This window comes from Vreelandella hamiltonii, from assembly GCF_014651775.1.
Classification (GTDB): domain Bacteria; phylum Pseudomonadota; class Gammaproteobacteria; order Pseudomonadales; family Halomonadaceae; genus Vreelandella; species Vreelandella hamiltonii.
The window spans coordinates 47,880-70,186 of sequence record NZ_BMXN01000010.1 but is presented as its reverse complement, the minus strand read 5'-3'; the positions used below and the strand labels follow the sequence as shown (position 1 = coordinate 70,186).

The window sequence follows — 22,307 nt, the reverse complement described above, 5'->3', positions numbered from 1 at the left end:
ATCCACACCCGGTTTACAGCCGTGGATCGGGTTGAAACGGCAGTTCCTCGGCGCTGGCAACGGCTTGCTCGAACAAGGGGTGGGCCGGGTTGAGCATGTAATTAAGCTCTCTCGGCACCACCACGCTGGGCAGAGCCAGCGCCAGACTCTGGCCGGAGGCTAGCCAGCCATCGCCCAGGTCGGCGGTTTCCGCAGGTGCTGGCGCTTCCCGCCAGTTTTCGGGTAAGTCTTCCGTTCCAACGCTCAAAATGCTCTGCTTGGGCAGCGTCAGTCGCAGCAGCGCATAGGCATTGAGCAGCCGATAGCTTTCCAGATGCACCATGATTTCCAGCAGCGCCAACGACTCTGAGCTGGCTACGTACACACAGGCATTGCCTGGGCTGTTCCAGCGCCCGCCGTAAAGCCGTGCGCCCTCGCCATCAAACGCGCTCTCCTGAAACTTGCGCTTCATCAGCCGGAAAGCGGTGACTTCGCTCATACCGACACCCCGTGCTCCAACCGTCCAATCAGGTTTAGTACCGTTTGGTACTCTGCTGAGGTAGCGCTCATTTCAACGGGGCGACGTCCGCCTAGCCCGGCATTGGGTTTGAGCAGCCAGGCGCGGGCACCCTCCGCGTCCCCCTCGAACAGATCCAGCGCCGCTTTGAAAAGCTCGGCAAAGCGATACAGCCGGTCGCTTTCCGCCATCTTGAAGCGGCCTGACTTGGCGCGGCGGCTCAGTGTGGCGGAAGGGATATCCACATAGCGCGCCAGCGCCTTCTGCTCGATACCGGATACCTTGGCAAGCTTTGGGTATACCCGGTACTCCACCCCCTCATGCAGCAGCTCATGCAGCTTACGCCCTCGGGCAGGCAGGCCAATTTGCTGCCAATAGCCGGAGGCCACGGCTTTGGTGGGTTGATATTGGGAGAAGGTAGCGGCCATCGGGAGTTCCTGTTGATATGTTGCCTCTATATCAAATGGTATATTCGAGGTTGGGCTCCGCGTCAAGGCAGCGCTTGCCTCTGGGGGAGTGAACGATGAAGTTAGCGGCACAAACCGCACCAAAAGGCCCAAAATCCTGCTTTGGGTGCGTATTGACTCACCTTGTTTATGTGTAACATGGTCGTTTTCCGCAAAGGTCATCGGGTGGGGTATGCGCTACAAGGATAAACATCAGCTGGCTGCCGAGTGGCTGACGCTGCTGGAGCGTACGCCGGTGGCGCTGCGCCAAGCCGTCGAGCAGCTGGCCCATGCCCACCAGGCGCCGTTTGCCGAACACTTTTACCGGGTCATGCTGGATGACCCCCATGCCTCGCTCTTTCTCTCCAACGAGCAGGTCGAAAAACGCCTGCATCCTTCCATGCAGCGTTGGCTCAGTGCCATGTTTGCCGTCGAGCACGCGGATCTCGAGGCGCTGGTAGAGCACCAGGAGAAAATAGGCCAGATACATGCGCGCATCGACATCCCGGTAAACCTGGTGCTGAGCGGTGCCCGGCAGCTGAAGCAGGTGTTTTACGAACAGATCAATCGCTCGATCCATGCGCCGCTGTCGGCGGGCGAGGCGGCCGTGTACGTTTCTGACCATATCGACATGGCCATGGAGATCATGAGCCATGCCTATTCGGTGGCCAATAATCGCCATGCGCGCACCGAAGAAGCCTACAAGCTTTTTTCGCTCACCCAGAGTATCGGCGATGAGCGCGAACGGCAGCGGGCGGCGCTGCTCAACTGGGAAAATGCGCTGATGTTTGCCGTGGCGGCGCAGCAGGAGACCAGCGCCTTGCCCCGCTTGGCCAGCTCCGAATTTGGCCTGTGGTATTTGCACAAGGCGTGCCATGCTTTCGAAGGCGCGCCGGAGATTGCCGTCATTTCGCGACATATCCATCTGGTGGACGACCAATGGATGGCGCAGTTGACGGATGGCGACAGCGCACTGCGCCTGGCCGCGCTGAGCCATATTCGGGACGCGGCGCGCACGATCCTGATGCTGCTGGACGATATTCTGGACCGTGCCTCGGGGCTCGAAGCGGGCCGCGATAGCCTCACTCGCTTGCTGAACCGTAAATTTCTGTCGGTGGTGCTGAACCGTGAAATCGAGCTGGCTCGGCGCTCGGAGAAGTGTTTTGCCTTGCTCATGGTGGACATCGATCACTTCAAGTCGATCAACGATACCCACGGCCATGATGCGGGCGATAACGTGCTGCAACAGGTCGCCAGCATTCTGGATCGCTCTACCCGAGGCGGCGATTACGTGTTTCGGATGGGCGGTGAAGAGTTCTTGATTGTTCTGGTGGATACGGACCCGGACGGAAGCCGCCTGTTCGCCGAGCGGCTACGCCAGGCCGTGGCCAAAGAGCCGATGCTGGCGACGGCGGATACACTGCTGAGCGTTACCGTGAGCGTAGGGCTCACGTTGCACGACGGCCATCCGGATTACCAGTATTCCATGCAGCGCGCCGACCAGGCGCTCTATCAGGCAAAACGCAGTGGACGTAACCGTGTGGTATGCGTCAATTGAAAACAGGGAGTTCATCCAATGATACGCCGTTTGACCTTGGGTACCGCGTTGGCGAGTGCCATGATCATGCTCCAAGCCCCTCTGCTTGCGGCGCACCACGGTGGTGAACACCACGAAGTGGCTCCTGGGCATGCACCGGATATGGTGGTCAGCCAGCCATGGAGTCGGGCAACGCCGCCAGGGGCGGGGGCTGGGGGAGGTTTCGTGACGATCACCAATCAGGGCAATGCCGACGATACTCTGGTAAGTGCTTCCAGCCCACTGACCGAGCGGGTGGAAATACACACCATGGAGATGGATGGCGATGTCATGCGCATGGCACAACTGCCTGGTGGCATTGAAATTCCGGCCGGTGAAACCGTCACCCTGGCGCCGGGTGGTCTGCACCTGATGTTCATGGAACTCGCGTCACCCATCGTCGAAGGGCAGGCGATTCCTGTGACACTGGAGTTTCGCCATGCCGAGCCAGTGGAGATCACGCTCGAGGTGTTCCCGGCAGGTGAATCGCCGGAAGGTGGCCACCACGGGGATGGCCACACACACTCGCATTCCCACACCCACTAGGTGCTGGAAACGGGCGTCTCGCTAGCCAGCGCCAGCGAGACGCCGGGCTTGCAACGGCCGCACGATGCACCAGTCGATGACCAGCATCACCAACAGCGACGCGCCAACCAGCGGAAACAGCAGCCCGCCGATGACCAGCAGGGCGATGAGCCCGCGGAACACCCGCGTGTCGGCAGGCAGGGGCGGTACGCCCATGGCCCCCGAGGGGCGGCGTTTCCACCACATCACACCTGCCGCCACGCACATCACGATGATGGCCAGGCAGACGGCCAGCAGGAACAGCTGATTGGCCAGGCCAAACTCCTGACCCAGGTGGACGTTGATGCCGAACTCCAGCCAGCGGCCCAAGGGGCCGTAATCGGCGTAGCTCATGTCGATCAGCGGCTCGCCGCTGTACTGGTCGAGATGGATTACCCGCTGCTGGGCCAGGTCATCCGGATAGATGGAGCCGGTGTAGACCCCTGCCGCAGTCGTGGGCAGGTTGACGACATAGCCCTGCTGTAGCCCCAGCTCATCCAGAATGGCCACGATGCTGTTCAGCCCAAGGCGGGGCGTGGGCGTCGCCGGTGGGGTGGACTCCGGCACCTGGGCCTGCTCCAGCGACCAGCTGGTGGTGCCTTGATCGCTCAGGTAAGCATTGGACATGGGCACTTCCACGCGCACCCCCGAGGGGTAGCCGAAGTTGTTGCCATTGGCCCACTGGTTGACCTGCCCACCCCAGACGCCCGACCACGGCATGCCGGTAATGGCCAGAAACACGATAAACCCACCGATAAAGATCCCCAGCACCGCATGCAGATCACGCCAGAACACCCGGCTTTTGGGTTTGCCGCGCACGCTCACTACGCCGCCGCTGCCCTGGCGCGGCCACCAGAGGTAAATCCCGGTAGCGACCAGCAGGATCGACCAGCCCGCCGCTATCTCGATCAGCTTGCGCGGGGTTTGTCCGAAGAACTTGAAGCTATGCAGGTAGCGCACGGTCCACATCACCGTGCCCCGGTCGTCCAGCGAGCCCAGTACCTCGGCGGTATAAGGGTTCACATAGACCGCCAGGCGTTCGCCAGACAGCGTGTTGACGGTGATCTCTGCCGAGCTGTCAGGCGTGGCGGGGGACGTGTATTTCACCGCCGTGCCTGGGTAGTCCTGCAGTGCCGCACTGACCTGCGCGGCGGGGGGCTGGGTGGCCTCCTGTACTGCTACGCGTTTGAGGTCGGCGTGAATCACGGCATCCAGCTCATCACGAAACAGGTACAGGGCGCCTGTCAGGGAGAGGGTGATCAGAAAGGGCAGTACCAGCAGCCCGGCATAGAAGTGCCATCGCCAGACGGCGCGATACAGATCCAGCGCGGCTTTGCGCGCCGGGGGAGATGCGGAAATAGTCGACATGTGAGTGCTCCAGAGCCGCTGCATAGCGGCGAGCAGCGACACCTCCTGAGGAGGCGTTGCCACTGGGTAGTAGGTGGGCAAGGCGCTAAGAGGGTGTCTACAAACTACTGCGCTAGGCCATGCGGCGTTGAAATCAGCCTCAAAATGCTCATTTACACCTCGTAAACTCCGCTTTTTCGGCTGATTTCGCCTTGCCTGACCGTCGCTCGTGACATTTGTAAACACCCTCTAGGCGTGCCTGCCCCGCGCAGTCATGGGGTTAACTGACCTGCAGCAAGGGGGGAGCACGAGGGCACGCGTGGGGGTAATTGAGCCACACCACCGTCCGTTGAGAGAACGTGTTTGGCAATGGCGACGCGTCAATAAACGCCCTGCTGCCAATGGCTGGGAGGTGGTTGGGTGCCGAGGGTGACTGCTGCCAGACACCGCAGTAATCACACTGGTGGTGCCAGTGCTCCAGTGCGTGTGAAGAGGAGGGGGTAGGGTCGGAGTGGCTGAGACACAAGGCATGCTCGTCATGGTGGGCATGACCTGACGCGTGAGATGCCTGCAGTTGGGAGAGCAGCGGCCCGGCAAACAGCAGGTAGATCGCGACGAACGCCAGATAAAGCGCTGCGCGATACCAAAAAGAGTCTGCTGAGCGGAAGTAATGCATCTACTGGTTACGCATGGTGGGCTTCATGGTCGTTTTGACGAAACAAGGGCGTCATCGTATCGGAAGTCATCGTATCGGGGGTCATAGTATCGGAAAGAGTCCCGTGGTTGACGGACCCTTATGCGGTGAATTGACGCGTCATCCTGTATGTTTCCTGGCGCCAAAAGCTCTACACCACTGCCAAACCCACCGTTACTCAATCGTGTAGTTGGCTGCCCCAAGCCCTGCCTCACTAAAGCGGATTTCGACAGGAAATTCCGAATGGCAGCCCTGAACCACCCACAGCTCTCGCCAATACCGAGCACCCTCACTCCCTTGAGGCATCGCCAGCACGTAAGGTTGAAACGACTCAGGCTGCTGGCAACCCAGCGTGGCCACTTTGGCCGCCACGCCCAGCATCGCATCCTGGATCAACTGCTGGTTAGAGAGAGTGCCCTCCTGAAGCGCGCCACTAGGTAACGATTGTGCGGCGACATGAGTGCTCAGCAGGCCGAATAAAAACGCGGCAGATAGACGAGCGCATAGGGTCATGGTTGTTGTTCTCGAGGGCGCGTAATGGCGAATTAGCTGACTTTACCTCAGCCTTTTATTTTTAAGCAAAGCATGATGGGTATTTTAAGCAAAGAACGATGGGTGACGGGAGGAGCACCTCCAGGCACTTTATTTATCGTCGTGTTGTTCTAATTTGGTGCAAGTCGATCTTTTTGTGATCTCTTTTGGTGCTTTGAGAGGCCGAGTCTCTCCGCAATGTGACGAGCGGGTACCCGCAGCGACTAGGAAGTATCGCTTTTCACCATTTTGGCGCATTCCTTGCATTTGTAAGCCAATGATTTATCCACAAGGAAGCGACAGCGCCCATGATATTGAGCGAACTCGCCCTGCCCGCTGCTGGTTCCGGCCACCGCTTTGACGCCGAGCGCCGCTGGGCCGCCTCGCTGGCCCTGAGCTTTGCCAACCGCGATGGCGTGACCCGATTAGTGCAGGCGCGCCACCAAGGGCCGCTACGCGTGCAGCGCCCCTTCTACCCGGAAGGCAGCCAGGAAGCGTGCCACGTTTACGTGTTGCACCCGCCCGGCGGGCTGGTGAGCGGTGATGCGCTGACCATCCGTGCCCATGTAGAGCGCGGCGCCCACGCGCTGCTCACCACGCCCGCTGCCAACAAGCTTTACAAAGCCGACAGCCAAGGGGTCGCCTGGACCCAGCTCACCGAACTCACGGTGGAGGCGGGCGCTACCCTGGAGTGGCTGCCTCAGGAGACCATCGCTTTTGACGGCTCAAAGGGCCACCAGCGCACCCATATCGCGCTGCACGGTGATGCCCGCTGCCTGGGCTGGGAAGTGATGGCGCTTGGCCGCCCGGCCAGCGATTTACCCTACGTTTCCGGGCAGATCGAGCAGCACTTCCGCCTGACCCTGGACGGCAAGCCGCTATGGCTGGAGCGCCAGCCGCTGGACCCTGCACACCCGCGCTTCGTGGGCCGCTGGGGGCAGGGCGGCGCGACGGTGCAGGCCACGCTGTGGGCCGTGGGGCTCGATGATGCCCCAGCGGCCATCGAAGCACTGCGCGAGGCGCTGCCGGATAACCCCCGCTGGGCAGTGACGGAACGCCATGGCGTACTGCTGATGCGCTATTTAGGTGCATCCCGAAACGAAGCCTGGGCCCTGTGTGAACATGCCTGGCAGCTACTACGCCCGCGCTGGATCGAACGCGATGCGCATACCCCGCGTATTTGGCTAACCTGATTGGCAACACCTCGATGATGCTGGAGACACTCCATGGAACTGACCCCAAGAGATAAAGACAAGCTGATGCTGTTCACGGCCGCCCAGCTCGCCGAGCGGCGCAAGGCGCGCGGCCTGAAACTCAACTACCCCGAGGCGGTGGCGCTGATTAGTTTTGAAATCATGGAAGGCGCACGAGACGGCCGCAGCGTCGCCGACCTGATGAGTTACGGGCGCGAGATCCTCACCCGTGACGATGTCATGGAAGGCGTGGCCGAGATGGTCGATGAAGTGCAGGTAGAAGCCACCTTCCCCGATGGCACCAAGTTGGTCACCGTCCACACCCCTATCAACTAACCGTCCACCGCTAGGAGAGCGCCATGATTCCCGGTGAGTATCAGTTGCACGAAGCGGATATCGAGCTGTGTGCGGGCCGCGAACGCATCACCGTAGAGGTGGCCAACACCGGCGACCGCCCCATTCAGCTAGGTTCCCACTACCACTTTGCCGAAGCCAATCCGGCGCTGGTGTTTGACCGCGATAAAACCCGTGGCTACCGGCTGGACGTCGCCGCAGGCACCGCCATCCGCTTCGAACCCGGCCAAACCCGCGAAGTCACGCTGATTCCGTTCGTCGGCAAGCGGGAAATCTACGGCTTCCGTGGCGATGTGATGGGGCCGCTCGATTAGCCAACGGATTAATAAAGAACAACCGACGGTAGGGCGGTCATCGTCTGGGTGACTGGTCACACAGACGATGACCGCCCAGCACTGGACTCAACGCTTGAGGCAGAGGCAATACATGAAACCGGTAAACAAGATCAGTCGGCGCGCCTACGCCGATATGTACGGCCCCACGGTAGGCGACCGCGTGCGCCTGGGCGACACCGAGCTATGGATTCAAGTCGAAAAAGACGCCACCCACTACGGTGAAGAAGTGAAGTTCGGCGGCGGCAAGGTGATCCGCGATGGCATGGGCCAAAGCCAGCGCCAGGATGCCTCGGTAATGGACACCGTGATCACCAACGCGCTGATTCTCGACTGGTGGGGCATCGTCAAAGCCGATGTGGGGCTGCAAAATGGCCGCATCGCCGCCATTGGCAAGGCAGGCAACCCCGACACCCAGCCCGATGTCGAGATCGTCATTGGCCCCGGCACCGAAGTGATTGCCGGTGAAGGCAAGATCCTCACCGCTGGTGGCATCGACGCCCATATCCACTTCATCTGCCCCCAGCAGGTGGAAGAAGCGCTGATGAGCGGTGTCACCACCATGCTCGGCGGTGGCACTGGCCCCGCCACGGGCTCCAACGCCACCACCTGCACCCCCGGCGAGTGGCACATTGGCAAGATGCTCCAGGCCGTGGACGACCTGCCCATGAACATCGGCCTGCTGGGTAAAGGCAACGCCAGCCTGCCGGAAGGGCTCGAAGCGCAGCTGGAAGCGGGCGCGATGGGCCTCAAGCTGCATGAAGACTGGGGCACCACCCCCGCCTCCATCGATACCTGCCTGAGCGTGGCGGAAAAGTACGATGTGCAGATCGCCATCCACACCGATACGCTCAACGAATCCGGCTTCGTGGAAGACACCCTGGCGGCCTTCAAAGAGCGCGGCATCCACACCTACCACACCGAAGGTGCAGGCGGCGGCCACGCCCCGGACATTCTCACTGCCTGCTCCAAGGAGTACGTGCTGCCGTCCTCCACCAACCCCACGCGGCCCTACACGGTGAACACCATCGACGAGCATCTCGACATGCTCATGGTCTGCCACCACCTGGACCCCAATATTCCCGAAGACGTGGCCTTTGCCGATTCACGTATTCGTCGCGAAACCATCGCCGCCGAGGATATCCTCCACGACCTGGGCGTGATCTCGATGATCGCCTCCGACTCCCAGGCCATGGGCCGTGTGGGTGAAGTGGTCTGCCGCACCTGGCAAACGGCCCATAAAATGAAGGTGCAGCGCGGCCTGTTGCCGGAAGATGAAGCGCTGGGGGCCGACAACCTGCGCGCCAAGCGCTATATCGCCAAATACACCATCAACCCCGCCATTACTCACGGCATCGCCCATGAAGTTGGCTCCATTGAAGTGGGCAAACTGGCCGATTTGGTGCTGTGGAAGCCCGCCTTCTTCGGCGTCAAACCGGCGCTGATTTTGAAAGGCGGCATGATTGCCGGAGCGCCCATGGGCGACCCCAACGCCTCGATTCCCACGCCGCAGCCGGTGCACTACCGCCCCATGTTCGGCACCTTTGGCCGGGCGGCCAGCCAGGTAAGGCTCAACTTCGTCAGCCAGGCCGCCATCGATGCGGGCATCAAGGAGCGGCTGGGCCTGCAAAGTACGCTGTCGGCCTGTAAAAACGTGCGCGGCGTGCGCAAAAAGGACATGAAGCTCAACGACGCCTGCCCAGAGCTCACCGTCGACCCGCAAACCTACGAAGTGCGCTGCGACGGCGAACTGCTCACCTGTGAGCCCGCGACTGAACTGCCGCTGGCGCAGCGGTATCACTTGTTTTGAATGTAAGACATATCCTAGGCGACACGAGAGCCGGGGGCAGCCCGTAGAGAGGGTCTTTTGCCATGGCCGGAAAATGTTCCCTACATTTCCGGCATTTCCTCCATCCATGGAGGTCAGATGGCAAAAGTAGCGTACAGGGAGGTATTTACAGCGCCCTCTCGTAGGGCTGCTCCCGGCGAGCCCCCCAAGGCTATAACAGGACGATATCGATGTTGAAACTGATTGAACGCCTCGGCCCCGTAGATGAGGACACCGCCAGCGACACGCTGACACTGCCCTTCGAGCTGCGCATTCGTGGCCGCTTGAAAGCCGAAAGCGACAGCGGCCAGCCGCTGGGCCTGTTTCTGGATCGCGGCCCGGTACTGCGTGATGGTGAAGGCCTGAAAGCCGAAAATGGCGAGATCGTGCGCGTTTATGCCGCCATCGAGCCTGTGGTGACCGCGCGAGTGAGTACTGGCTTACCCCTGGCACGGCTGGCGTACCACCTCGGCAATCGCCATGTGCAGCTGGCGCTGGGAGAAGACCAGCAGGGCGGCTGGGTGCGTTTCCCACCCGACCACGTTCTCGAAGAGCTGGCCGAGCTGCTGGGCGCGACGCTCGAGCACCACAACGCCACCTTCGACCCCGAGCCGGGCGCCTATAACCAAGTGGGGGGTGGGCATTCGCACGGCCATGGTCATAGCCATGGCCACGGGCATTCCCATGCTCACGACCACGACCACGACCACGACCACGACCACGACCATGGACATGGACATGGACATGGACATGGACACAGCCATGCCCACTAAGCCAAACACCTCGCCAGACACCTCGCCAGACCTGGCGCTGCTGGGCTTGCTGCAACTGGTGAGCCCGGCGCTGCCCATCGGCGCCTTCGCCTTTTCCCAAGGGCTGGAAAGCGCCTTCGAGCTGGGCTGGGTCCGCGATGAAGAGAGCCTGAGCGAGTGGCTGTCCGGGGTACTGGAAGATGGCCTGACCCGCTGTGAACTGCCGGTGATCGACCGGCTATACGGTGCCTTTGCCGCCCAGCAAGGCGGCACGGTTGCCGAGTGGGACCACTGGCTGGCCGCTACCCGTGAAACCGCCGAACTGGCCGCAGAGGATAGCCGCCTGGGCGCATCGCTCACACGGCTGCTGGGCAGCCTGGACCTGTTACCAAACGATGAACTGCTGAAAAGTGAAGACTCACTGACGCCGCTTTTGCCACCGCAGGCGGGTTACGTCACGATGTTCAGCTGGGCAGCTTATCAACGGGGAATTCCCGTTCACCAGGCGCAGCTGGGGTTTGCCTGGACCTGGCTGGAAAACCAGCTGGCCGTAGCCTGCAAGGCACTGCCGCTGGGGCATACTGCGGCACAACGTATCATCGAGCGGCTACGCAGCGAACTGGTCGTGGCCGTCGACCGGGCGAAGCACCTGGACGACGATGCGCTGGGCCCCGTGCTGCCCGGCGTGGCACTGGCCAGCGCCCTGCATGAAACCCAATACTCCCGTTTATTTAGAAGTTAACTGGCATCATTCAGGAGAAGACAATGACTCACTGTTTACGCGTTGGCGTGGGTGGCCCGGTAGGTTCCGGCAAAACCGCGCTGCTCAAGCAGCTCTGTTCGGCGCTGCGCGATCATTATGATATTGCCGTGGTCACCAACGACATCTACACCCGCGAAGACGCCGATTTCCTGCTGCGCCACGAAGCGCTGCCCGCCGACCGCATTCTGGGGGTGGAAACCGGCGGCTGCCCGCACACGGCGATTCGGGAAGATGCCTCGATGAACCTGGCGGCCATTGACGAGCTGCACGCCCGCCACCCCAGCCTGGAACTGGTGCTGGTAGAGTCCGGTGGCGACAACCTCTCCGCCACCTTCAGCCCCGAGCTTTCCGATCTCACCCTGTACGTGATCGACGTCTCCGCAGGCGACAAGATTCCACGCAAGGGTGGCCCGGGCATCACCAAGTCGGACCTGCTGATCATCAACAAGATCGATATCGCCGAGCAGGTACACGCGTCGCTGGAAGTGATGGAGCGAGATTCGAAGAAAATGCGCGGCGAACGCCCGTTCGTGTTCACCAACCTCTACGATGGCGTTGGCCTCGAAGAGATCATTCGCTTCATTCTCGACAAAGGCATGCTGGAAGAGCGGCGCCCAGCGGCAGCAAGCGCCTGATAAAAAGCTGCCCTGACCAGGCGGTAAGCGGTCAGGGCAGCGGAAGAGTGTGGTCAGCGTCGTGCCAAAACGGGCCGTCCCTGGCCACCACTTGGACACAGTGGACTGATAAGTCCCTGATAACCTTAACCTAGGTTATGAAGTCGCCAATCGGCCGTTAATTATTTGTTCGCAAAGTAAAAAAGCGCCGAAAAGTGGCTAAAGATGACACATTGAACCTCCGTCAAGAGCCTCAGTTCCTGTAAATGGCGATGCCATCAACGATGACGCTGGCGCAGGTGGTTGATCACGCCACCTTGCGCTATCAGCTCCCGCTGGCGGGGGCTGAGCCCATGATGCAGCGTCAGCTCGCCCTTGCCGGGGATATGCGCGGTCAGCGTGTCCCCGCGTTCCAGCTGCGCGTAGAGCCCCTCGATCACCAGGCAGTCGCCCTGGGTTAGCCGGGCGCTGTCTTCCTCGCGGGTAAAGGTGAGGGGCAGGGCACCAAAGCAGATCAGGTTTTGCCAGTGAATCCGCGCAAAACTCTTCGCGACCACCACCTGTAGCCCCAAATAGCGCGGCACCAGTGCGGCATTCTCGCGGCTGGAGCCCTGCCCGTAATTCGTTCCTCCGATAATCGCGTGCCCACCCTGGGTGCGAGTGCTTTCTGCGCGCTCGGCATAGTGCGGGTCGACTGCCTCGAAGGTGAAGGGGGCCGAGGCATACACGCTGCTCCAGTAGGGCAGCACCCGCTGCCCGGCAGGCATGATGTCATCGGTGGAGATATTGTCGCCGGTGACCAGGAGCACCGGCACTTCCAGGCGGTCCGGCAATGGGGCGAGCTCTGGCAGCGCCGGGGTGTTGTCGGTCTTCTGCAGCGCTTTCAGCTTTGCTTCGTGGGGGGGTAGCGGCGCGTTGAACAGGGCGCGGTTCACCTCGATTCGGGCGGGCTCCTGGGGGCGGGGGTAGGGCATGTCGAGGGTGCGTGGGTCGGTGATCACCCCGGCCACCGCCGAGGCGGCGGCGGTTTCCGGGCTGCACAAAAACACGCTGTCTTCCCGCGTGCCGGAGCGCCCGGGAAAATTGCGCGGCACGGTACGCAGGCTGTTGAGCCCCACGGCGGGTGCTTGCCCCATCCCGATACAGCCATTACAGCCCGCCTGGTGCAGCCGAGCGCCGCTGGCGACCAGGTCGGCCAGGTAGCCCTGCTCGATGAGCGAGGTCAGCACCTGGCGGGAAGAGGGGTTGATATCCAGCGAAACGCCGTCGGCCACCTGCTTGCCGCGCACGATCTCGGCCACCACGGCAAAATCGCGAAAGCCGGGGTTGCCCGACGAGCCGATGTACGCCTGATGCAGCGGCTGGCCCGCCGCCTCACGTACGGTGACGACGTTATCCGGGCTGGAGGGCAGCGCAATCATGGGTTCCAGCTGGCTGAGGTCGAGCGTCTCGTGCAGGTCGTAGTGGCAGCCGGGCTCGGCAGCCAGCGGGGTCCAGTCGGCTTCTCGGCCTCGGGAGGCCAAAAAGCGCCGGGTCTCGTCATCGCTGGGGAACACCGTGGCCGTGGCTCCCATCTCGGTGCCCATGTTGGCCAGCACATGGCGGTCCATGGCGGAAAGGTGGGCAAGCCCTGGCCCGTAATACTCGATGATGGTGTTCTTGCCGCCCGCCACGCCGTGGCGGCGCAGCAGCTCCAGTACGATGTCCTTCGCCGAGACCCAGTCGGGCAGCTGGCCTTCCAGCTTGATGCCCCAAATCTTCGGCATGGTGATGTACAGCGGCTCGCCTGCCATGGCCATGGCCACTTCGATGCCGCCCGCACCAATCGCCAGCATGCCGAGGGCACCCGCCGCCGTGGTGTGGCTGTCGCAACCGACGATGGACTCGCCGGGCACACCGAAGTTTTCCATGTGCACCGGATGGCTGATGCCGTTACCGGGGCCTGAATACCACACGCCAAAGCGTTCGCAGGCACTTTTCAGAAACAGGTAGGTTTCGGCGTTCAGGTTGTCGGCCTGGACGAGGCCGTGGTCGATGTACTGCACGCTGGGCTCGGTGTGTACACGGTCGAGCCCCATGGCTTCCAGCTCCAGCATCACCAGCGTGCCCAGTACGTCTTGCAGCAGGGCCTGGTTGATGCGCAGGGCGATTTCACTGCCAGGGGTCAGCTCGCCGCTGACCAAGTGACGTTGAAGCAACTGTTGGGCAAGGTTTGACGGCGGAACAGGGGAGGATGCGGTCATGGTCATTCACCAGGTTGTCGTTGTTATCGATGGCACAGAGGATGCAGGGAGAAAGCGTGTTCAGGGCAGGGCGTAGCAGCGGTCCGCGCTGCCGGCTTTCACCACCTGACCGGGCGTGTCGTGGCCGATCAGCGCTGGCAAGGTGGCGGAAATATCCAGTAGCGCAGGCAGGTTGACGCCGGTGGCGACGCCCATCTGCTCGAACATGTGCACCAGGTCTTCGGTGCAGACATTACCCGTGGCGCCGGGGGCAAACGGGCAGCCGCCCAGACCACCCAGCGAGGCATCGAACCGCAAGATGCCCGCTTGCCAAGCCGCCAGAGCGTTGGCCAGCCCCATACCTCGTGTATTGTGGAAATGCAGCGTGAACGGCACGCCGGGAAAACGCTCCAGCACCTGGCGGCATAGCGCGCCGACCTGGGCGGGGTTGGCCACGCCGGTGGTATCGCACAGCGTGATGCCTTCCACGCCTAGCGCCAGCTGCTGTTCGATCAGGCTGAGCACGCGGGCTTCGGGTACCTTGCCTTCGAAGGGGCAGCCAAAGGTGGTGGAGAGCGAGGCGTTGATGAACACGCCGCTCCCCTGTGCCAGCTGAATGATCGAGGCGAACTGTTCGAGCGATGCCTCTGGCGTCATGCGCAGGTTGGCGCGGCCATGGGCGTCACTGGCCGACATCACCAGGTTGATTTCATCCACGCCGCAGGCCAGCGCCCGCTCGGCTCCCTTGACGTTGGGCACCAGCACGGTGACCTCCACGCCGTCGCGGCGCTGAATGGCATTCACCACGTCGGCGGCGTCGCGCAGGTTGGGAATGGCCTTGGGCGAGACGAAGGAGGTGGCCTCGATGCGTGCAATGCCGGTGGCGGTGAGAGCGTCGATCAGCGCGACTTTCTGTTCGGTGGGGATAAAGCGCTCTTCGCTCTGAAAGCCATCGCGGGGGGCCACTTCGTTGATTTGCAGGGTAGTCATGGGGGTCTCCGGTTAGATGATGCCCGCTTGGCGCAGCTTGTCGCGGGTGGCGGCATCGATGCCCAGCTCTTCCAGTACGTCATCGGTGTGGGCGCCCAGCGTCGGCCCGCCTTGCCCCAGCCTGCCGGGGGTGGCGCTCAGCTTGGGCAGCACGCCCGGCACCTTGAGCGCGCGGCCATCGGCGCGGGTGACGCTCTGGATCATCTCCCGGGCAAGGTAGTGGGGGTCGTTGGCGATATCGGCAGCGGTATAGGGGAAGCCAGCCGGTACGCGGGCGTCGTCCAGGGCGCTGAGAATGTCGTCGCGGCGGCGGGTCTGGGTCCAGGCTTCGATGGCTGCATCGATCTCGCTGGCGTGCTGGCTGCGGCCATCGTTGTGGGCCATGGCGGGGTGGTTGGCGAGATCCTCACGGCCAATCACGCCCATCAAGCGCTTGAAGATGCTGTCGCCATTACCGGCAATCAGCACGTATTCGCCTTCGCAGGTGCGGTAGGCGTTGGATGGCGTAATGCCGGGCAGCGCGCTGCCGCTGGGTTCACGTACCTGGCCGGTGGCATCGAACTCCGGCAGCAGGCTCTCCATCATGGCAAACACGGATTCGTACAGGGCCACATCGATCTCTTGCCCTAGGCCGCTGCGCTGACGCTCCTGCAGGGCCAGCAGGGTGCCGATCACCGCGTAGAGCGCCGAGAGCGAGTCGCCGATGCTGACCCCCACCCGCACCGAAGGCTCGCCGGGGTGGCCGGTCAAGTAGCGCAGCCCGCCCATGGCTTCGCCAATCACCCCAAAGCCTGGCTTGTTGCGGTAGGGGCCGGTCTGGCCAAAACCGGAAACCCGCACCATGATCAAGCCCGGGTTCTGGGCGGCCAGCGTGTCGTAGCCCAGCCCCCAGCTTTCCAGCGTGCCGGGGCGAAAATTCTCGACGATCACATCGGCTTCGGCGGCCAGGCGGCGCACCACCTCTTGGCCCTGTTCACTGCGCAGGTCCAGCGTCACCGAACGCTTGGTACGGCTCTGGACGTGCCACCACAGCGAGGTGCCCTCTTCGAGAATACGCCATTTGCGAAGGGGGTCGCCGGTGCCGGGAGGCTCGATCTTGATCACATCTGCTCCGAACTCCCCCAGCAGCTTGGTGGCAAACGGACCGGCGATGAGCTGGCCAAGCTCTACGACTTTAAGTCCATCGAGAGGAAGCTGTCGCGTTGTCATAATGAAGGCTCCTGATAACGCTTGATCTGGCAGGCGGGTCTGGATGCAGACGCGGCGTGTTGTTGTTCATCAAGCATCTGCGAGCCTGCCGAGCATCACAATTAGGCAATCAGGAAACGGGTGTTCGTCACTGGCGAACCCTGAGGCGACGCGCGGTATTTTTTCCAACGATCTTTTCGACCACGTTTCCAACCACTGACCGGGTAGATGCCATGCTGCGATTCGATTTTGTCACGCTCAGACTGTTCGTCGCGATTGCCGACGAAGGGCGCCTGACCGCTGCGGCGGAGCGTGAGCACCTGGCGCTGGCGGCGGTCAGCAAGCGGGTCAGCGACCTGGAAACACTGGTGGGCACCGAGCTTCTGTATCGGCGGCCACGTGGCGTGGAGCTGACTCCCGCTGGCAGGGCCTTCCTGCACCACGCCCGGCGTATTCTGGAAGATGTGGCCCGGCTGCAGGCCGAGCTGAGCGAGTACGGCGAAGGCGTGCGGGGCCACGTGCGGATTCATTCCAATACCTCGGCGATCATTGCTTTTCTGCCCCAGGATCTCAGCACCTTTGCCCGGGAGTACCCGCAGATCAAGATCGACCTGCAGGAGCGCACCAGCAGCGAAGCGATTGCGGCGGTGCGCGACGGCGTGGCCGATATCGGCATCTTTGCCAGCCACGTGGCCGCCGATGAGCTGGAGGTGCGCCCCTATCGGCGTGACCAACTGGTGCTGGTCACCCCGCAGGACCACCCGCTGGCGGAGCACGACAAGCTCTATTTGCACCAGGCGGCGGAGTACGATTTCGTGGGGCTGCAGCAGGACGCCTCGCTGCAGTCGCTGCTGCATGAACAGGCCAGCCAGGCCGGTAGAAACCTGCGCATGCGCATACAGGTACGCAGCTTCGATGCCATCTGCCGCATGATTCACTACGGCCTGGGCGTGGGGGTACTGCCCCAGCGCACGCTCTATCGAGACCTGAAAGACCTCAAGCTACGCATGATTCCGCTGGCCGACGAATGGGCTACCCGGGAGCTGGTGATTGGCATGCGCCATCACGCGGGCCTTCCGGTGGTGGCGCGTCATCTGGTCGACCATCTGCTATCCCCTCAGGAGACACCCCATGACCACTGATTTCGTTGATGACATCAAGGCGCTCACCTTCGATGTGTTTGGCACCGTGGTGGACTGGCGCGGCAGCGTCATCCGCGAAGGCGAACAGCTCAACGCCGCCAAGGGTCTGGCCATCGACTGGCCGGCGTTTGCCGACCGCTGGCGGGCAGGCTATGCCCCGGCCATGAACCGCGTACGCCAGGGGGAGCTGCCCTGGACCAAGCTGGATGCGCTGCACCGCATGACGCTGGATACCCTGCTGGAAGAATTCGGCGTGGCCGACCAGCTGAGCGAGGCCGACAAGCAGTACCTGAACCGCGTATGGCATCGCCTCACGCCCTGGCCGGATAGCGTCGCAGGGCTGCAGACGCTAAAGCAGCGCTTCATTCTGGCCACGCTCTCCAACGGTAACGTGTCGCTGCTGGTGAACATGGCCCGCCACGCGGGGCTACCCTGGGACTGCGTGCTCTCCTCCGAGCTTGCCGGGCACTACAAGCGCGACCCCGAGGTGTACCACATGGCGGCCAATCTCCTCGACCTGAAACCCTCGCAGATTCTGATGGTGGCCGCCCACCAGGACGACCTGCAGGCCGCCCACCGGGAAGGCATGCGCACGGCGTTCGTGAAGCGCCCGCTGGAGTTTGGCCCCACGGCCACGCCGGACCTGAGCATCGACCCCTGCTTCGACCTGGTGGCCGAGGACTTCCTCGACCTGGCACGGCAACTGACATGAAGCTCGACCCCACGTCACTCAGGCTGTTCGTCAAGGTCGCGGAGCTGGGTACCATCAGCGGGGCGGCCGACGCCTCGTTCATGGCCACGTCGGCGGTCAGCAAGCGGCTCAGCGAGTTGGAAGGGTACTTCAATACGCCGCTGCTCAAGCGCAACAATCGCGGGATCGAACTGACGCCCGCAGGCAGCGCGCTTCTGAACCTGTCGCGCGGCGTGCTGCACAACCTCGAAGACCTCGACCTGCAGATGCGTGACTACGCCAGCGGCCACCGGGGCCTGGTACGGGTCTTCGCCAACATGTCGGCCATTACCCAATACCTGCCCCACGAAATGCGCGCCTTCTTCGAACAGCACCCGGACATTGGCGTTCAGCTCGAAGAGAAGGTCAGCCCCATCATCACCCGGGAAGTGATGAACAATAACGCCGACATTGGCGTCTGCGCGCAGCTGATCCACGGCTACGAGCTGATGGAGTTTCCCTACCATGTGGATGATCTGGTGCTGGTGGTGCCGCAGCAGCATCCGCTGGCTCAGCGGGAGAGCGTGCAGTTCCGTGAATGCCTGGACTACCCTCACGTGGGCCTGCATACCGCCAGTGCCATCAACCTGGAAATCATGCGGGCGGCCAGCATGGCCAACAAGACCCTGCGAATTCGTATTCAGGTCACCAGCTACGATGCCCTTTGCCTGATGGTGCAGGCGGGGCTGGGAGTGGGCGTGCTGCCCCGAGGGGCCATTCGCCAGTACGTGGACGGTCTCAACGTCAAGGTGCTGTCGATTCAGGATGCCTGGGCGCGGCGCAAGCTGCGCATTTACGTGAAGGATATGGAGCGGCTTTCCATGGCGGCCCGCGTGCTGGTGGAGCATCTGATCCAGTCAGCCAGCGCCGCATCGGCCCCGCCCGAGCCATGACACCATGGTCCTGCTTTCGCGTTTGGAGAAGGCAGGTTCATCAATCACCAATATACAGCCTGTCGCTTTGGCGTTATCACTTTAAGCACCACTAAGCGATCCCCTTGCTTAACTGGTTATCGGGAGAGGCCCTGCGCCTTTCGCAGCACATAACAGCACAACATGCTTCCCGACGCTTCGAGGATATAACAATGACTAAATCAGCACTACGCCACTTGCTTCCCGCTTCCCTGCTTGCCGTAGGCGCACTGACTGCCGCCACAGCCCAGGCCAATACGTCGCTCAACATTGGCGCGGTGCCCACGGGGACCGGCTGGTTCTTCGGCATCTCCGAAGGCGCTCGGGTGATCAGCGCCAACACGGACTACGAAATCACCGTGCGTGAAACAGGCGGCACCCGCGAGAACGCCATCCGCTTGGGCCGTGGCGAGCTTGACCTGGCCTTCACCGAAGCGCTGGTAGGCTACGAGATGTACAACGGCACCGGCCGCTTCGAAGACACGCCCAACCCCGACGCCCGCCTGATCTACTGGATTGCCCCCTCTACCATGCACTGGGCAGTGCGCGAAGATTCCGGCATCGAGAGTTTCGAAGGCCTCAACGGGGCGCGCTTCAACCCTAGCAGCATCGGCGGCGGCGGCGAGTACATCACCGAGCTGGTGTTCGACATCCTGAACATAGAACCCGACTTTCAGCGCATGCGTATCGATGATGCCGCCGAAGGGGTGATCGACGGACGCCTGGTAGGCTTCAGCTACAACGGCGTGCCGCCCATTCCCGCCTTTACCGAAGTGCACTCCTCTCGCACGCTGCGCCTGCTGTCGCTGACGGACGAGCAGGTCGAGGCAGTCACCGAAGAGCTGCCCTTCCTGGCCAGCACCGTGATTCCTGCCGACACCTATCGCGGCATGCCGGATACCACCTCGCTGGGCATCTACATGGGCGTGGCCGCTAACGCCAGCCTCAGTGAAGACACCGTCTATGAAATCACCAAGGCTTACTGGGAGAACCACGAGCAGGTTGCCAACTCCTTCCAGCCCGCCCAGGGGGTGACGCCGCAGGTCGTGCTCGACAATGCGACGTTCCCGCTGCACGTCGGTGCTCTGCGCTACTACCGGGACGACCTGGCGCTCGATATCCCCGAGGAAATCATTCCTCCTGAAGCGCAGTAACCCTCTACTTCTGCGGGCCCATCGCCCGCAGAAGCTTTCGATGCCCTTATCCTGACGCGCCGCCATTCTATCGTGCCGCGGTGCGGGAGTTATCCCAATGGACACCCCTGCAAACCCCAACGTCGTTGAGAAATATTCGGAGGGCTCGGGCAAGCGTCAGCTGTCCGGCTTCTGGTTCATGGTCACGCGCCTGGCGGCGGTCTCCATGGCGCTGTTTCACCTCTATACGGCCCTCACCGGCCCCATGAACACCCAGAACGCGATCCACTTGCTGTTCGCTCTGCCGCTGATTTTTCTGGCCTATAGCTGCCGTAGCCGCGACGCCAACCGCATTCCCTGGTACGACCTGGTGCCGATCATCCTCGGCGCGGTCGTCAGTATCTATTACGTGATCCATTTTGACCGGATCATCTATCAGCTGGGCTATTTGATGCCCACCCAACTGGATATCATTTTTGGTATCTCGGCCATCCTGCTACTGCTGGAAGCCTGTCGACGAGCCATCGGCCTCGCTTTCCCCATCCTGGTACTCATCGCGCTCTCCTATGCCGCCTTCGGCCAGCACCTGCCGGGCGTTTGGGGGCATGGCGGCTTTCGATGGGACGACCTGATAGCGACCTTCTACCTGAGTCCTACCGGCGTCTACGGTAGCCTGATGCGCACCTCGTCCACGGTGATCGTCGTGTTCATCATGTTCGGTGCCCTGTTGGTGACCACCGGCGGCGGCGACAGCTTCATGCGCCTGGCCAACGCCGCTACCGGTCGCCTTTCGGGCGGCCCCGCCAAGGCCGCCACCCTGTGCAGCGCCATGTTCGGCAGTATCAGCGGCAGTACCGCTGCCAACGTGGCCACCACCGGAGTGTTCACCATCCCGATGATGAAAAAGAACGGCTACAGCCCGCGCTTTGCGGCGGCCACCGAAGCATCTGCCTCCACCGGTGGTCAGATACTGCCGCCTATCATGGGGGCCGCCGCCTTCGTCATGGCCGACGTCATCTCGACCAGCTACCTCGCCATCATCAGCGCCGCCCTCATTCCCGCGCTGCTCTTCTATCTTGCTATCTGGATGAGTGTGCACTTCGAGGCCAAGCGCCTGGGCCTGTCGCCGATTCCCAAGTCCCAGCGCCCTAGCCTGCGTGAGGGTCTGTTCAACATCGAGACCCTGTTGATTCCTCTGATCGTGCTGATCACCCTGCTGGTGATGCGCTATACCCCCACCACGGCGGCGGTGGCCGCCTACTTCACCGCCATGGCGCTTTACCTGTTCTCCTGGCGCAGCCCGGGCACCTTCGTGGAGCGCCTCAAGTCGCTGCCCGCAGCGCTGGAAGCGGGCGCCATGACCGCCGCCATGATCGCAGTCATCATCGGCAGCGTGGCTATCATCGCTTCGGTGATCAGCCTGACCGGCCTGGGTCTGAAGGTCTCCTCGGTCATCCTGGTGGTCAGCGGTGGTGACGTGCTGGTGACGCTGGTGCTGGCCATGGTGGTGGCGATCATCCTCGGTATGGGGCTGCCTACCGTGGCGGCTTACATGCTGGCCGCCTCGGTGGTGGCAGGGGCCTTCATCGAAGCCGGTCTGCCGAGCCTCTCGGCGCATCTCTTCATTCTCTATTTCGCGATTCTCTCCGGGGTCACGCCACCGGTGGCACTGGCCGCCTATATCGGCGGCGCCATCGCGGGTTCCCACTGGTTCCGCACCGCGCTGACCGCCACCAAGATCTCGCTGGGCGGCTTCCTGATTCCCTACATGTTCATCTACCACCCGCCGCTGCTCGGCAACGGCACGGCGCTGGAGATTGCCCTGGCGGTGGGCTCCGGGGTGATCGGCATCACGGCGCTGGCGGCCTCCACCATCGGCTACTTCCTGCGCCCCTGTTCCTGGCTGGAACGCGGCCTGCTGCTTGCGGCCGCGTTGATGCTGATCAGCGGCCAACTGATCACCGACGTGGCGGGTATTGCCGTGATCGGAGGGTTGTTCGTTTGGCAGTACCTTAAAAATCAGCGTTCAGAGGTAGCTCTGACGCCCCCCACCCACAAGGAGCCCGCCTGATGAGTGATCGACAGGACACACTGGACCCGAACGGCCTGGCCACCCGCCGCGAAGTGCTGGGCGATACCTACGTGGATGCCGCCCTCTCCCAGGTGGATGAGTTCAGCTGGCCCATGCAGGAGCTGGTGACCCGCAACTGCTGGAACGACATCTGGAACCGCCCGGGCCTTGCACGGCCCACCCGCAGCCTGATCAACATCGGCATGCTGGTGGCATTGAACCGCCCCCATGAACTCAAGGTGCACCTGCGTGGCGCGCTGAACAACGGCTGCACCGAGGAGGAGATTCGCGAGGTGCTGCTGCAGTGCGTGCCCTACTGCGGCTTTCCGGCGGCCATCGACGGGCTGCGTACCGCCCGGGAGGTGTTGGCCGCCTGGCAAGAGGAGCAGAACGGCCGCTGAGGCCGTGTTCCGACGACCCGGCCGCCACC

General features: G+C 62.4%; 23 protein-coding genes. 15 read left to right on the top strand and 8 right to left on the bottom strand.

Going from position 1 to position 22,307, the window contains the following annotated elements; genetic code table 11:
* Nucleotides 1–13: 13 nt before the first annotated feature.
* Both IE091_RS10400 and parS read right to left on the bottom strand, forming a co-directional pair.
* Complete coding sequence (locus tag IE091_RS10400; protein ID WP_189463604.1) at nucleotides 14–478, bottom strand: RES family NAD+ phosphorylase; 465 nt, start codon at nucleotides 476–478, stop codon at nucleotides 14–16.
* Nucleotides 475–924: a type II RES/Xre toxin-antitoxin system antitoxin gene (gene parS / locus IE091_RS10395; RefSeq protein ID WP_189463603.1), complete on the bottom strand. Its 450-nt coding sequence runs from the start codon at nucleotides 922–924 to the stop codon at nucleotides 475–477. The genes IE091_RS10400 and parS overlap by 4 nt, the downstream gene beginning before the upstream one ends.
* Nucleotides 925–1,135: 211 nt before the next feature.
* Here parS and IE091_RS10390 point away from each other — a divergent pair, with 211 nt between their 5' ends.
* Entirely contained in the window at nucleotides 1,136–2,500 is a 1,365-nt protein-coding gene (locus IE091_RS10390; RefSeq protein ID WP_189463602.1) for a diguanylate cyclase, read from the top strand.
* Between the two features lie 18 nt (nucleotides 2,501–2,518).
* Nucleotides 2,519–3,064, top strand: coding sequence for a copper chaperone PCu(A)C (locus tag IE091_RS10385; protein WP_039178593.1), 546 nt, complete (start codon nucleotides 2,519–2,521; stop codon nucleotides 3,062–3,064).
* 21 nt (nucleotides 3,065–3,085) lie between these two features.
* Here the strand turns inward: IE091_RS10385 and IE091_RS10380 are convergent, their stop codons facing one another.
* The 3 genes from IE091_RS10380 to IE091_RS10370 form a co-directional block, all read right to left on the bottom strand.
* The gene (locus IE091_RS10380) at nucleotides 3,086–4,450 is read right to left on the bottom strand and encodes a PepSY-associated TM helix domain-containing protein (protein WP_189463601.1); all 1,365 of its coding nucleotides are present in this window, start codon (nucleotides 4,448–4,450) and stop codon (nucleotides 3,086–3,088) included.
* 259 nt (nucleotides 4,451–4,709) lie between these two features.
* Nucleotides 4,710–5,105: a DUF2946 family protein gene (locus tag IE091_RS18665; protein WP_189463600.1), complete on the bottom strand. Its 396-nt coding sequence runs from the start codon at nucleotides 5,103–5,105 to the stop codon at nucleotides 4,710–4,712.
* A 192-nt stretch (nucleotides 5,106–5,297) separates the two neighbouring features.
* Nucleotides 5,298–5,636, bottom strand: a complete 339-nt coding sequence (locus IE091_RS10370) for a hypothetical protein (RefSeq protein ID WP_096921856.1) — start codon at nucleotides 5,634–5,636, stop codon at nucleotides 5,298–5,300.
* Between the two features lie 326 nt (nucleotides 5,637–5,962).
* On the opposite strand from IE091_RS10370, the gene IE091_RS10365 reads away from it, so the two are divergent.
* From IE091_RS10365 to ureG, 7 genes are all read left to right on the top strand, one after another.
* Nucleotides 5,963–6,847: an urease accessory protein UreD gene (locus IE091_RS10365; RefSeq protein WP_189463599.1), complete on the top strand. Its 885-nt coding sequence runs from the start codon at nucleotides 5,963–5,965 to the stop codon at nucleotides 6,845–6,847.
* Between the two features lie 33 nt (nucleotides 6,848–6,880).
* A complete protein-coding gene (gene ureA, locus IE091_RS10360; RefSeq protein WP_016915359.1) occupies nucleotides 6,881–7,183 on the top strand; it encodes an urease subunit gamma in 303 nt (100 codons plus the stop codon).
* 23 nt (nucleotides 7,184–7,206) lie between these two features.
* A complete protein-coding gene (locus tag IE091_RS10355) occupies nucleotides 7,207–7,515 on the top strand; it encodes an urease subunit beta (protein WP_189463598.1) in 309 nt (102 codons plus the stop codon).
* A gap of 112 nt (nucleotides 7,516–7,627) precedes the next feature.
* Nucleotides 7,628–9,343 (top strand): urease subunit alpha, encoded by a 1,716-nt coding sequence (gene ureC / locus IE091_RS10350; protein ID WP_144981253.1) that lies wholly within the window; start codon nucleotides 7,628–7,630, stop codon nucleotides 9,341–9,343.
* A gap of 209 nt (nucleotides 9,344–9,552) precedes the next feature.
* Nucleotides 9,553–10,134 carry an urease accessory protein UreE gene (locus IE091_RS10345; RefSeq protein ID WP_189463597.1) on the top strand — a complete coding sequence of 194 codons (582 nt, stop codon included), beginning with the start codon at nucleotides 9,553–9,555 and terminating at the stop codon, nucleotides 10,132–10,134.
* On the top strand, nucleotides 10,124–10,855 hold the full coding sequence (locus IE091_RS10340) for an urease accessory protein UreF (RefSeq protein WP_189463621.1): 732 nt from the start codon (nucleotides 10,124–10,126) through the stop codon (nucleotides 10,853–10,855). The genes IE091_RS10345 and IE091_RS10340 overlap by 11 nt, the downstream gene beginning before the upstream one ends.
* A 23-nt stretch (nucleotides 10,856–10,878) precedes the next feature.
* Nucleotides 10,879–11,511, top strand: coding sequence for an urease accessory protein UreG (gene ureG / locus IE091_RS10335; RefSeq protein ID WP_039178559.1), 633 nt, complete (start codon nucleotides 10,879–10,881; stop codon nucleotides 11,509–11,511).
* A 257-nt stretch (nucleotides 11,512–11,768) separates the two neighbouring features.
* Here ureG and IE091_RS10330 read toward each other — a convergent pair whose 3' ends face one another.
* Genes IE091_RS10330 through IE091_RS10320 form a run of 3 tightly spaced genes read right to left on the bottom strand, consistent with a single transcriptional unit; the run spans nucleotide 11,769 to nucleotide 15,911 of the window.
* Nucleotides 11,769–13,733 carry an aconitate hydratase gene (locus IE091_RS10330; RefSeq protein ID WP_229800813.1) on the bottom strand — a complete coding sequence of 655 codons (1,965 nt, stop codon included), beginning with the start codon at nucleotides 13,731–13,733 and terminating at the stop codon, nucleotides 11,769–11,771.
* 60 nt (nucleotides 13,734–13,793) lie between these two features.
* Nucleotides 13,794–14,702 (bottom strand): hydroxymethylglutaryl-CoA lyase, encoded by a 909-nt coding sequence (locus tag IE091_RS10325; protein WP_189463596.1) that lies wholly within the window; start codon nucleotides 14,700–14,702, stop codon nucleotides 13,794–13,796.
* 12 nt (nucleotides 14,703–14,714) lie between these two features.
* The gene (locus IE091_RS10320; RefSeq protein ID WP_189463595.1) at nucleotides 14,715–15,911 is read right to left on the bottom strand and encodes a CaiB/BaiF CoA transferase family protein; all 1,197 of its coding nucleotides are present in this window, start codon (nucleotides 15,909–15,911) and stop codon (nucleotides 14,715–14,717) included.
* Between the two features lie 212 nt (nucleotides 15,912–16,123).
* Here IE091_RS10320 and IE091_RS10315 point away from each other — a divergent pair, with 212 nt between their 5' ends.
* From IE091_RS10315 to IE091_RS10290, 6 genes are all read left to right on the top strand, one after another.
* On the top strand, nucleotides 16,124–17,032 hold the full coding sequence (locus IE091_RS10315) for a LysR substrate-binding domain-containing protein (protein ID WP_096921866.1): 909 nt from the start codon (nucleotides 16,124–16,126) through the stop codon (nucleotides 17,030–17,032).
* Nucleotides 17,022–17,744, top strand: coding sequence for a haloacid dehalogenase type II (locus IE091_RS10310; RefSeq protein WP_096921867.1), 723 nt, complete (start codon nucleotides 17,022–17,024; stop codon nucleotides 17,742–17,744). Before IE091_RS10315 ends, IE091_RS10310 begins: the two co-directional genes overlap by 11 nt.
* Complete coding sequence (locus tag IE091_RS10305; protein ID WP_096921868.1) at nucleotides 17,741–18,655, top strand: LysR family transcriptional regulator; 915 nt, start codon at nucleotides 17,741–17,743, stop codon at nucleotides 18,653–18,655. The genes IE091_RS10310 and IE091_RS10305 overlap by 4 nt, the downstream gene beginning before the upstream one ends.
* A 191-nt stretch (nucleotides 18,656–18,846) precedes the next feature.
* Nucleotides 18,847–19,827, top strand: a complete 981-nt coding sequence (locus IE091_RS10300; RefSeq protein ID WP_096921869.1) for a TAXI family TRAP transporter solute-binding subunit — start codon at nucleotides 18,847–18,849, stop codon at nucleotides 19,825–19,827.
* Nucleotides 19,828–19,924: 97 nt separating this feature from the next.
* The gene (locus IE091_RS10295) at nucleotides 19,925–21,877 is read left to right on the top strand and encodes a TRAP transporter permease (RefSeq protein ID WP_189463594.1); all 1,953 of its coding nucleotides are present in this window, start codon (nucleotides 19,925–19,927) and stop codon (nucleotides 21,875–21,877) included.
* Nucleotides 21,877–22,278: a carboxymuconolactone decarboxylase family protein gene (locus tag IE091_RS10290; RefSeq protein WP_189463593.1), complete on the top strand. Its 402-nt coding sequence runs from the start codon at nucleotides 21,877–21,879 to the stop codon at nucleotides 22,276–22,278. Before IE091_RS10295 ends, IE091_RS10290 begins: the two co-directional genes overlap by 1 nt.
* Nucleotides 22,279–22,307: the final 29 nt, after the last annotated feature.